General features: G+C 46.3%; 9 protein-coding genes, 1 tRNA gene and 1 other annotated feature. Of the genes, 2 read left to right on the top strand and 8 right to left on the bottom strand.

Features of this window, described 5'->3' with window-relative positions:
* Positions 1-628: 628 nt before the first annotated feature.
* A complete protein-coding gene (locus HMPREF0240_RS13350; RefSeq protein ID WP_009003944.1) occupies positions 629-889 on the top strand; it encodes a type II toxin-antitoxin system Phd/YefM family antitoxin in 261 nt (86 codons plus the stop codon).
* An 811-nt stretch (positions 890-1,700) separates the two neighbouring features.
* On the opposite strand, the gene sigF is transcribed toward HMPREF0240_RS13350, so the two are convergent.
* The 8 genes from sigF to HMPREF0240_RS13310 form a co-directional block, all read right to left on the bottom strand.
* Positions 1,701-2,417, bottom strand: a complete 717-nt coding sequence (sigF, locus tag HMPREF0240_RS13340) for an RNA polymerase sporulation sigma factor SigF (RefSeq protein ID WP_009003942.1) — start codon at positions 2,415-2,417, stop codon at positions 1,701-1,703.
* Positions 2,396-2,851, bottom strand: coding sequence for an anti-sigma F factor (gene spoIIAB / locus HMPREF0240_RS13335; RefSeq protein ID WP_009003941.1), 456 nt, complete (start codon positions 2,849-2,851; stop codon positions 2,396-2,398). Before spoIIAB ends, sigF begins: the two co-directional genes overlap by 22 nt.
* Positions 2,848-3,162, bottom strand: a complete 315-nt coding sequence (locus HMPREF0240_RS13330) for an anti-sigma factor antagonist (protein ID WP_009003940.1) — start codon at positions 3,160-3,162, stop codon at positions 2,848-2,850. The genes spoIIAB and HMPREF0240_RS13330 overlap by 4 nt, the downstream gene beginning before the upstream one ends.
* 205 nt (positions 3,163-3,367) lie before the next feature.
* Entirely contained in the window at positions 3,368-4,792 is a 1,425-nt protein-coding gene (locus HMPREF0240_RS13325; RefSeq protein ID WP_009003939.1) for a tetratricopeptide repeat protein, read from the bottom strand.
* 21 nt (positions 4,793-4,813) lie between these two features.
* Positions 4,814-4,948, bottom strand: coding sequence for a hypothetical protein (locus HMPREF0240_RS25220; RefSeq protein WP_009003938.1), 135 nt, complete (start codon positions 4,946-4,948; stop codon positions 4,814-4,816).
* A complete protein-coding gene (locus HMPREF0240_RS13320; RefSeq protein ID WP_050794541.1) occupies positions 4,935-6,284 on the bottom strand; it encodes a folylpolyglutamate synthase/dihydrofolate synthase family protein in 1,350 nt (449 codons plus the stop codon). Before HMPREF0240_RS13320 ends, HMPREF0240_RS25220 begins: the two co-directional genes overlap by 14 nt.
* Positions 6,281-8,500, bottom strand: a complete 2,220-nt coding sequence (locus HMPREF0240_RS13315) for an LTA synthase family protein (protein WP_009003936.1) — start codon at positions 8,498-8,500, stop codon at positions 6,281-6,283. Before HMPREF0240_RS13315 ends, HMPREF0240_RS13320 begins: the two co-directional genes overlap by 4 nt.
* A 15-nt stretch (positions 8,501-8,515) precedes the next feature.
* Complete coding sequence (locus HMPREF0240_RS13310; RefSeq protein ID WP_009003935.1) at positions 8,516-11,164, bottom strand: valine--tRNA ligase; 2,649 nt, start codon at positions 11,162-11,164, stop codon at positions 8,516-8,518.
* A 280-nt stretch (positions 11,165-11,444) separates the two neighbouring features.
* Positions 11,445-11,718, bottom strand: a binding site (T-box leader).
* Positions 11,719-11,885: 167 nt separating this feature from the next.
* Here HMPREF0240_RS13310 and HMPREF0240_RS13305 point away from each other — a divergent pair.
* Positions 11,886-11,958, top strand: a tRNA-Ala gene (locus tag HMPREF0240_RS13305).
* The last annotated feature ends 343 nt before the right edge of the window (positions 11,959-12,301 follow it).

The raw sequence follows: 12,301 nt of genomic DNA, 5'->3' as shown, positions 1-12,301 counted from the left end.
TTCCCTCACTGTTTCCAGGCTTCCCGCTCCCGCTAAAATAATAATAAAAAATACCGATAACGACTGCCGCAAGCACAATGCCAAAGAGGCAGATACGGATTTTCCTTCTTCCATTCTCCATAGAGGCCACCTAACCTTTCCAAAAATATAGTAGTGTTAGTATTTGAAAAAAATGTGAAAGTATGCATTCGCATCGTAAAAGGTGAGGCGGCTTCCGCAGGAATGTGTATGCCATTTCTGGAGGCGGGCCGTTTGCGGAGAATCCGTAAGAGAAAAAACAGGGAATATGGAGGGTGCTTGCCGCAGTTGGCCCGAATGCCGATGCATTCGCGCCGCCGGCGGCAACAGAATTTGTTTTGGAAAACAAATTCTGCCCTCCATATTCCCTGTTTTTTCTCTAACGGATTCTAGACCGCGCACTTTGAGCTTCCAGAAATGGCATACACATTCCCACGGAAGCCGCCTCACCTTTTACGATGCTGGGTGCTTCAAGGCGGAAGATTCTTTTTCAGATGGGGGACTATTGCGGGGGCAGCGGATGTTGGCTGGGGCGGTGGGAGGTGTGAATAGTCGGTTGAATATGGGTAATAATAATGGTATAATTAGGCCATGATTAAGGAGGTGTGATATGCCACGAATTATTCCGATTAAAGATTTGAAGAATACATCCGAGATATCCGAGATGTGTCATAAGGCAGAAGAACCCATTTATGTAACAAAGAATGGCTATGGAGACATGGTGATTATGAGTATGGAGCATTATGAACATACAATTCAACAGTTAAATATCTACAGAGAGTTAGAAGTTTCAGAACAGCAGATTAGCGAAGGAAGAATAACGGATGCACGAAGCTCTCTTAGTTCTATGAGGGCAAAATATAGCTTATAAACTCATTATTACTGCAAGGGCCGAAGCACTGTTAGAACAATGCCTCTATCATATTCTTTTTCAATTCAAAAATGAATCAGCTGCAAAGCATTTACTGGATGGAATTGAAAAATTGTATGATAGACTTGAGGATAATCCTTTTCAATTTGCAGATTGCAGAAATCAATTTCTAAAAAGCAAAGGATATAAAGAAGCAGTTGTTACGGACATGGATTATATCATTATTTTTAGAATAGAATTCGAAAATGTATATATACTGGGCATATTTCATCAATTAGAAAACTATAAAGAGAAGTTATAAAAAGGAATATTACCAGCACAACCAAACTAAGCAAAGTGATCTTTACAAACAAAAAAACTATTCATAATCCAGTACTTTTTCCAAAACCAGATGCCATATCCGGCAGCAATCCGTCCCACCCAGCCACCCCCATCCGCTGCCCCCGTTCAGATTTCCCCCTGGGAAATCTGCCTACCTGCCGACTTGGATGCATGTAGCCAGTCCGGAGCGGGACTCCTGCGGCAGACCGGGAAACTTTCGTGCCCCTTTTATACCGCATAGAGAGCGCGGTTAGTGTTACTTGATAAAAACCACATCGGATTGGAAGGCTGAATGCTGCTTCCGAAGCAGCATTCAAGGCGGCCTGAGCCGTGCAATTCATCAGAATTGCGCGGTGAATGCCGCTGGTGCCTTCCAATCCGATGTGGTTTTTATCTAGTAACACTCCGCAAACGGACCGCGATTAAAAGGGGCACGAAAGTTTCCCGGTCTGCCGCAGGAGTCCCGTTCCGGACTGGCGTCCCCCCGCATCTAACTCCCCAGCCTCCGCAGATTCTCAATAATCCTCTTCTCCATACGGGAGACTTGTACCTGGGAGATTCCGAGTTTTTTCCCCACCTGAGACTGTGTCTCATCCGCAAAGTACCGCAGATATATGAGCTGTCGTTCTTCTTTGTCCAGGCTCTCCAACAGTTGTGCAAGCAGCATGTGGTCCAGGATTTTTTCCTCTTTACGCTCTTTTTCTTCCAGCTTGTCCACAAGGCGGATCTCATTTCCTTCCTTCTGGTGGATTGGTTTATACAGTGACTCTACTTCGCCGCCGGCTTCCATGGCCTGTACAATTTCTTCTTTGTCTACGTTCATCGTATTCGCCAGTTCTTCCAGCGTCGGCTCACGGCCCAGGCTTCCGGTCAGGGCTTCTCTTGTCTGGAATATCTTGTAAGACAGCTCTTTTAAGGAACGGCTTACCTTTATCATTCCGTCATCCCGCAGGAAACGTTTGATTTCTCCTGATATCATGGGGACTGCATAAGTGGAAAATTTGACCTCGTAAGACAGATCGAACTTGTCGATTGCTTTTAACAGGCCGATACTTCCGATCTGGAACAGGTCCTCTGCCTCTGTTCCGCGTCCATAGAAACGCTTTACTACACACCATACCAGTCCCACATTTTCTTCTACCAATTGTTCTCTCGCTTTTTTATCTCCATCGTGTGATTTTTTGATTAAAGCGATTGTGTGGTCCATAGCTCCCTTCCTTTTCCGATGGTTTTCTTCATCCTCACCGTGGTTCCTTCACCTGGCTCGGATTCCACTTCTACATGATCCATAAAGGCTTCCATGAAAGCAAATCCCATCCCGGAACGTTCCAGCTCTGGTTTGCTGGTATAAAGAGGAGTCATTGCCTGCTCTATATTATCAATCCCGACTCCATGATCCCTTACTTCCACTGTGATCTGCTGCCCTTCAATCCTGCAGCGGATGGAAACCTTATGTATCTGGTTCTCATATCCATGGATAATGGCATTGGTCACCGCCTCAGATATAGCCGTCTTCACATCCGAGACCTCTTCAACGGTCGGGTTCAGCTGCGTCATAAATGATGCTACCGCCACTCTTGCGAATCCTTCGTTCGATGAATGGCTGTCAAAAATTATCTCCATTTCATTTGTGTTTTTCATGCCTCGTCCTCCTCATATATCTGCATTATTTTTGTCATTCCCGACATGGTCAGGATCTTCTTTATTCTAGCATTGGCGTGTACCGCCCAGACTTCGCCTCCCACCAGGCGTATAATCTTATACCTTCCCATTATAACCCCGATTCCTGAACTGTCCATAAAATCAGTCATCTCAAAATCAAAAATCACAAATTTTATATGGTTCCGTTCAATCAGCGTATCCGCGTTCTTCCGCATTTCCTCTGCATTGTGATGGTCTACCTCGCTGGGCAGGTAAATTGTCAGGCAGTTCTCCTGCACCTGATACTTCATAGTACTCCTCCTCTATGTCTATTCATATTCTTCCGGACTTTTTATGCGCTCCCCGCAGTCCTGTTCTCTCTTTCATGTATCCTGAGGGTTTTTCCATCAGAAAAAGGATATGTATCCCTCTACATATCCTTATCCTTCGTGTTTAGGTCCGGCATCCCGCAAACTGCTGTCCTGCCGTCCTCTTATGTAAATTGTTCTGCCTTTTCTACTGTCCTTCTGTATTCTGCACGCCATTATCTCCGCCATCATTCGGCTGGCCTGCATCAGCATTCTGCTGGTCGGTATTCTGTCCGTCAGCTGAGTGTGTATCTCCGCCCTGGGAGATCGTATCCAGACTGTTCTGGGCCTCCTGGGCACGTTCGGTATCGGGATAAAGCTCAATCACGCGCTTCAGATACTTCGATGCATTATCGTTATCCCCATTGCGCATATAGGCGATTCCAAGATTCAGAAGTGCTCCACCGTCGTCATATCCCTCATTCATACGCACTACTTTACTCAGGGAGTCGATTGCAGTATCGTAATTGGCCACATCCAGGGATGCGGTTCCTCCTGAATACAGTGACTCGCATGCGGATGGGAAGATACTCTGGGACAGCTCATCATACATCGCCTGCCCGCCTTCTCCAAGTGCATCCTTATTTACGTTCAGCAGTGTCTCAGCCATTGTATCGTCTGAATAACTATTGGAGTAGAACTGGTTTGACACTGTCATCAGATTTTCATAACTCTCAGCCGTACTGGCCGCATTCTGTGCAGACTGTTCGGAATTCTCATCATTCTCCCGATATTGGTTCAGTGTCCTTGTCTGGGCGCTGATCTGAGCTTCCATAGCATTGATACGCTCACTGTACTCCACAATCTGCTTATTTACGCTGTCCGCTTTTGCCTCATTCACTGCCGGAACAATCAGAAACCAAACGATAGCGGCACCAATCACAGCTCCTACGACAATATTCATCACGGTAAACTTGCTCGCCAGCGCCTTGAACCCGCCATGCTTCGGCTGGATGATCGTCTCATTTCCAAGACTGTATTCTACAGTCTCTTCTTTCCCGTGCTTCTCATCTTTCATCTTTTTGCCGCGCAGGTTTGCCATCTCGTGCATGTAGCGCAGGGTCATGTCATTCGTCGTATCAAGCTTTCTGGCAATACGGAGAATCTGCCTGGCTTTGGCATACTGCTCAGTGCGCAGATATAAAAGAGCCAAAAGCTGATAAGCCTTCAAAAACGAAGGATGCGCCGAAATCACCTTCTTCAGCTGAATGATCGCCAGATCCTCGCCATTCTGGCTGCAGTACACAAGACACTGGTTATAACGCTTCACAGCCTGGTTGATTACATCCAGTTCACTGGCTGATTCCTGCACACTTCTGATAAAATAATCCGCTACATTGTCCCTGGGCTTCAGATTTTTGCTGATAATCCATTCAACCAGGCCTTCTGCCACTTCTCCGCGGCCATAGTATACAAGGCCCAAAAGATTTCTGGCAGCAATATTTTCTCTATTATATTGTAAACTCCGCCGAAGTGAGGCAGCCGCACCGGACATATCCCGTATCTGCGCTTTCCTCAGGCCATCATTATACCAGTAATTGGACTGGTATAAGATTTTCTTCGTATAGTCCATCTATGCTCACCATTATCTTTCTTATTTCGTCTGATCCATTACTTCTCTCAGAAGGTCCGTCATATCTGACAAATCTTCCTGATATACTGCATCTTCGATGTCTTCTACTTCCAGGCTTGGTTTGAACTTCTTGAGTTCTTCTTCATAATCCAGCATTACACGGCCTCCTTTTCTCAGGTATTCTCGTCTCCCTGCTCTTTGCAGCTCTCTCTTTTTCCTCCGGAATGAACGCCTTTATCATCCCCGTCAGATAAAGAGAACCCAGGCAGTATATCGTCCTGCCCTGCTGATGATCCATCACAAATCCGAGTGCTTCTTCCAAAGACTCTTTTGCATAAACAGGTTTCTCTGTATATTTTTTAAATATTCGCTGCAGCTCTTCGATCTGTGCAGCGCGCCCATCCTCAATCAATGTAATCATGTAGAAATCTGTATCCAGATTCCTGCAAAGACAGGCAATCATCTCTTCGTAATCTTTATCCTGTACTGCGGAAAATAGAATAATATTCCCTTTATCCCTATCCTGAACGCTCTGTACAAAGCTCTCAACTGCACTGACATTATGTGCACCGTCTACATAGACTTCCGGAAGAATCTCTTCCATTCGGCCTTCCCATTTTACGCCGGCAAGAGCCTCCCGCCATGCGCTGATATTACCTTCTCTGCCGAAAATATATCTCATAACCTCAAGGGCCAGTATGGCATTGCCCGGCTGGTAGAACCCGATGTTATTCAGAGTCCATGTAGTATCTCCATAATACGCATTTGCGCAGGAAAATGCAATATGTTTGTCCCGGATTCCGAGAATTTCGTACGCGTCTTTCCCTATTTTTTTACAGGGTGCCCCAAGTTCTGCCGCTCTCTTCTCAATGACGCAGCTGCTCTCTTTCTGGGTGTCCGCGTAGAATACAGGCACACCTTTTTTAATAATCCCGGCTTTTTCATATGCAATTTTCTCCAGTGTGTTTCCCAGGATAGCCATATGGTCCAGACCGATTGAGGTAATTACCGCAGCCAGAGGTCTATCGATGGAATTCGTTGCATCCAGGCGCCCTCCCAGACCGGTCTCAAGTACAAGATACTCCACACCGGCTCTGTCAAAGGCCGTCATTGCCATACCGAATAAGAATTCGAAGAAAGTCGGATGCGGCAGCCCTGCTGCCTCCATCTCCTTCACTTTTCCCATGACGTTTTCGAAAACATTCAGAAAATCCTCATCCGAAATCTGCACGCCATTGACCACAATGCGCTCATTCATCTTCACCAAATGCGGTGAGACAAACAGACCGGCGTTCTTTCCCTGTGCAAGCAGCATGGCGTTTAGATAGGCACAGACCGAGCCTTTCCCGTTCGTACCGGCCACGTGGATCGCCTTGCGGCCTTCCTGGGGATTCCCCAGGAATTCAAGAAACCGGCGGGTATGCTCTGTCTTATTCTTTGTCGTGAATTTTGGAATACTTGATATATACTCTACGGCCTCTGCGTACGTCACTTTGCTTCACCTGTTTCCTGCTCTACAAATGCATTGCGCCCCGGTTCCACCTCGTCACCTGTCAGTGGCAGCTCCGTCAGCTTACCATCCTTAAACTCATATTCCCTGGATGCACGGAATATGGTATTGCTGGAGCCGACCTGGCACACCTCAAGTACATCCCCATCCTCAAGCGATACATCTTTCAGGTCGATCCTTGTATTATTCAGGAATGTGCTGTTCTGTTTTTCGCCATTTATATATACTTTACTCTGTTTCGTAAAGTTTTCGCCATAGATACTGTAGGTTCCATCCAGCTGAGAAACCAGTTCGGTAACAGAAGCATCCTTCACTCCCATTGCCATATGGCCCTCCGTAATGGGCTGTCCGCTCTCCTCGTAAACATATTGTTTTCCGTACAGGATATCGTACTGCAGAAGCTCCAGATCAGCCAGATAATTCTTCGTCTGACGTCTCTGCTGATGGTAGTTGAATATTGTACCCGAGTGGATATCCAGACGCTCAAATACATCTGCCATAATCTGGTACGCCGGGATATTTCTGTCTTCCTTCTCAAGTCCAATGTTATCCCAGATCACATAATTGGTATTATAAAGATATCTGCTCTTTAAGTCCTTTGCCTCCAGCCCCATGGTGGGAAGATGGTCACCGTAGAACACAATCACGGACGGTTCCCCCCGCTCCTCGACTGCTTTCACAAGATCACCGGCGAATTTATCCATCTCATGCACTTCATTGACATAATATTCCCACGAATTGCGTTTTCCCTCATCTTCGACACCGCTTACTACGATCTCGGGATTTTCGATCATCTTTTCGGTCGGATAATCGCCATGTCCCTGTACGCTGATCGTGAACACAAAATCCTGTTGTTCCGTGGTGTTCAAAGAGTCCATAATATTGGGAATCAGGATGTCATCCGTAGCCCAGCCCTTTGGCGTAGTCTGCAGAATATTCATAAACTCTTTACTCGTATAGTGGTCAAACCCCATGTGGTTAAACACCTGGGCACGGCTGTAGAAATTTCCGCCGTTGTTATGCAGTGCCTCCGCTCCATACCCAAACTTTCCCAGAGCAGTGGCAGCGCTTTCCAATACCTTTGTCTTTGCATATGTCTTATAAGGATACTCTCCAGGGCCGAAGAAACGCATGCTCATACCCGTCAGTACCTCGAACTCTGTGTTGGCGGTACCTGCGCCTACTGACGGGACCTTGAAATAGCCTGTAGAATGCTCATTATACATCTTTCTCAGGTTCGGGATCGGGTCTTCTGAAAACTGAAGCCACTCTACCTCTGTAGGGTCAAAATAAGATTCCAGCTGAACAAAGATAATATTCGGAAGCTCTTCTTCTGATCTTCCTGTAGTACTCTCCGTGATACTTCCATTGTTGCTGATCTTAGCCATGGACTCTTCACTGTAACCCGATGGTTCTGAAATACCAGTATTGAATATACTTGCAGTAAAGCAGTATGGAAACCCATAATCCTCATAGGCAAATGCAATGTTTCCAAAATAATTGGATACCACCCGCTTTTCAATTGCCACATCTGTCAGGAACACATAAGCACCCAGCCAGAACACAACGCCGGCAAGTGAAATAATACGATGCATTTTCCCGGTGTACTGTCCGCCCCTGCGCCACATAGAGATGACCCAGAGCACTACCGCGGCGATTCCCACAATCAGCAGGATCAGCTCAAACGTATTGAAATAATTTCCCGTCAGCGCCAGTGCGTCCGAGAGTACCTTTAGATCCTGTGCATTAAAGGGCGTTACCCGCTTCAGCAGCAGGTACCCGTTGCAGGTTCCCAGAAACAGCCAGAATACACTGAGCAGAATTCTTGCAAACACCCGCCGCCTGACCAGATAGACGATAGAAAATGTGGCAAATATCAAAAATGCATTGAACAAAAATACTTTCGGTGCCCCAACCATATAATCCCATGCTTCAAACAGGGAATGCCTGGAAATCACCTCGATCAGCAGGTTCAGCACACACGCCAGCAGGAAATGCAGAATCAGGGAGATTCTGTCCATAAACCTGTATACCGGCTGCATCTTCTTTGCGAACTTACTGTTGCGGCGCTGTTCCAGAATCCGGTCGCGCCGCTCCTTCCGCTCTTCCCAGTGCGCTTTGATATCTTCCTTTTTTAAGTTTTTTATTTTATGGAAAAAGCCTTTTATATCAGGTTTTTTGATTTGAATGTGTTTCATTTATGACCTCTCTTACTATTTCTTCAAGCCTGCCATTCTCTCCTGTACCTGTTTTAACATCTGAGTATATTTTTCCAGCTTTTCACGTTCTTCCTGGACCTTTGCCTCCGGTGCCTTACTGATAAACTTTTCATTGGAAAGCATTCCCCTGGCTCTTGCGATCTCTTTAGTCAGCTTCTGTTCTTCTTTTTTCAGACGCTCCTTCTCCTGTTCAAAATCAACCAGGTCTTCCAGAGGAAGATATACAGATGCATCCGGAACAACAATAGAAACTGCGTCCTCTCCTACTCCCTGCTTTTCTGAGCTGATAAATAAATCTGCGGCATTCATCAGCGGTTTTACAGAATCTGCCAGCGCTTCAAAACCATCGCACAGTGCCTTGTCTTCACTTACAATAAACACCTTTGTCCTGCGGCTGTTCTCCACGTTCATCTCTGCGCGGATATTGCGGATACCGCGGATCACTTCTTTCATATGATCCACAACGTTCTCGGAAGCCGCGAAGCTCCACTCCTCTTTATATACAGGCCAGTTTGACATCATCAGAGATTCTTCCTCAGGAACAAGGGCTTTGTAGATCTCCTCCGTCACGAATGGCATAAACGGATGCAGCATCTTGAGTGCCTGCCCCAGCACGGTCTTCAGTGTCCACAGTGCACAGTTGGCAGCCTGTGGATTCTCTTCTTTATGATAAATGCGGTATTTTGCCATCTCAATATACCAGTCGCAGAATTCATCCCACACAAAGTCGTATACTTTCTGAACCGCAATACCCAACTCAAATTTGTCCATATTCTCTGTCACATCTTTTGCCAGGGTATTGACTTTGGACAGAATCCATTTGTCCGCCTCTGCCAGTTCGGTGGTCTCCGGCTGTGTGAGTGTTTCATTTTCAATGTTCATCAGAATAAAGCGTGAGGCATTCCATACCTTATTGGCAAAGTTTCTGCTGGACTCTACTCTCTCGTTGTAAAATCTCATGTCATTTCCAGGTGCATTACCGGTCACCAGGGTCAGACGGAGCGCATCAGCTCCATACTGATCGATAATCTCCAGCGGATCAATTCCGTTGCCCAGGGATTTACTCATCTTGCGCCCCTGAGAATCTCTCACAAGACCGTGGATCAGTACTGTGTGGAACGGTGATTTTCCGGTATGCTCGAATCCTGAAAATACCATACGTATTACCCAGAAGAAAATGATATCATATCCTGTTACCAGTACATCTGTCGGATAGAAGTAATCCAGATCCTCTGTTTTATCCGGCCATCCAAGCGTGGAGAACGGCCACAGTGCGGAACTGAACCAGGTATCCAGTGTATCTTCATCCTGAGTGAAATGTGTGCCGCCGCAGTGCGGGCATGTCTCCGGCATTTCCTTTGCCACAACAAACTCCCCACACTTATCACAGTAATAGGCCGGGATTCTGTGTCCCCACCAGATCTGTCTGGAAATACACCAGTCCTTGATATTCTCAAGCCAGTGCAGGTAAATCTTGTCAAAACGTTCCGGCACGAATTTCAGTTCACCGGTCTTCAGGGCATTGATTGCCGGCTTCGCCAGCTCTTCCATCTTAACGAACCACTGCTGTTTGATCAGCGGCTCTACTGTAGTGCCGCATCTGTCGTGTGTTCCTACATTATGAGAGTGCGGTTCAATTTTAACCAGAAATCCCTGTTCCTCCAGATCTGCTACAATGGCTTTTCTCGCCTCATAACGCTCCATCCCCGCATATTTGCCGCCCTTTTCGTTGATCGTGGCATCATCATTCATGACATTGATCTCTTCCAGATTGTGTCGTCTGCCCACCTCAAAGTCATTCGGATCATGAGCCGGTGTAATCTTTACCGCGCCGGTACCGAACTCTTTGTCTACATAATAGTCAGCCACAATCGGGATCTCCCGGTTTACAAGAGGAAGCACCGCCATCTTTCCGACGATATCGCTGTAACGCTCATCGTCCGGATGTACCGCAATCGCCGTATCACCCAGCATGGTCTCCGGGCGTGTGGTTGCAATCTCCAGGAACCTGTCCGTTCCCACGATCGGATACTTGATGTGCCAGAAGAAACCATCCTGCTCTTCATGCTCTACCTCTGCATCGGACAGAGAAGTCTTACATACCGGGCACCAGTTGATGATTCTGGAGCCTTTGTAAATATATCCTTTTTCATACAGTTTGATGAACACTTCTTCAACGGCTTTGGAACATCCTTCGTCCATTGTGAAGCGTTCTCTGTCCCAGTCACAGGAAATTCCCAGCTTTTTCAGCTGATTTTCAATTGTTCCCGCATATTCTTCTTTCCACTGCCATGTTCTCTCTAGGAATCCTTCCCTTCCAAGCGTCTTTTTGTCAATTCCTTCTTCTTTCAGCTGGTTCGTTACCTTGACCTCTGTGGAGATGGCCGCATGGTCTGTTCCCGGGATCCAGAGGGCATTGTAGCCTTCCATCCTCTTATAGCGGATCAGAATATCCTGCAGCGTATTGTCCAGTGCGTGTCCCATGTGAAGCTTTCCTGTAATATTCGGAGGAGGCATCACCGTGGTAAACGGCTTTTTACTCCTGTCAACTTCCGCGTGAAAATACTTGTTCCCGCACCATCTTTCATACGTCTTGTCTTCAATTTCTTTTGGATTATAAGTCTTTGCCAGTTCCTTGCTCATAGTTTCCTCCTTGTTCTCCCTCATAAATATTGTACTTTTTATCTCCGTATCATCCCTGTACTAATTGATACATTATTCTGCAGCTATGCTGCAGATCCGCCCGCAAGGGCATGTATTACGGGGTGCCCTTTGGGTATACATTATTCTGCAGCTTGCTGCAGATCCGCCCCAGGGCATGTGTTACGGGGTACCCTTTGGGTATACAGTTTTCTCTGATCAAGTGTCAGCCGCTTCACGGATTTTTCACATTTCCAAGAATTTAAAAAGCCCTTTACTATAAGTAAAGGGCGTATATACGCGGTACCACCTTAATTTCATGTCCCTGTGTGTTCTTCAGACAGGCTTCTCCTGCCTGCGGTCTGTCATTTCCAGACCTCTGTGCGGACATCTCTCAAGTCCTGTAACGCGGACAACTCCGGGATACCCTACTTCTTCGTTCAGATATCCGGTTCAGAAGCTACCTTCCACAATCCTCACCCGAAACCACCTTGCAGCCAATGGGCGGTTCTCTCTGTCAGAAGTGATCATGTACTCCTCTTCATCAGCACCTTTATATATTGTTGCCGGACGTCTGTCCCGACCGATAAGATATTAATAAAATGTTAACTGTATATTAACTACTGACTATCATATCTTTCAGGCGCTGATTTGTCAAGGATGTTTAGTGAATATTAAGAATTCTGTATTGCCATTTTTCCAGAAAGTGCTATACTCTTCGTATGGGGTATTAGCGCAGCTGGGAGCGCGCAACATTCGCATTGTTGAGGCCACGGGTCCGAATCCCGTATACTCCATTATTACATACATATTTTATATGGTTGAGTTTCAGGGTTAATGCAACTTTATCAAAGTAAATGCAGTCTGGTCAGTCCTATTTCGTGAAAAATGTGAAATAGGACTGTTTTTTATGTGAATTTCGTGTAAAATAATAGTAATCCACCATGAAAAGCCTTAAAAATAGGTGCACTATGCCGGAAGTGAGATTTACCTGTTTTTTTGCCAGAGTAAATGCCACCCCTATATAGGCGCTATATTATGTAAGGCCGGGTCTGGGGGATAATTAAGGCTGTTTGCCGTGTAAAGCTTAGCCTTAATGTTTGTTTTGTTGGAAAGCCGGGGATGGCGGTGCCAAATCCC

The sequence above is a fragment of the Clostridium sp. D5 genome (genome assembly GCF_000190355.1).
GTDB lineage: Bacteria > Bacillota > Clostridia > Lachnospirales > Lachnospiraceae > Faecalicatena > Faecalicatena fissicatena_A.
This window is presented reverse-complemented; position numbering and strand designations above follow the sequence as displayed.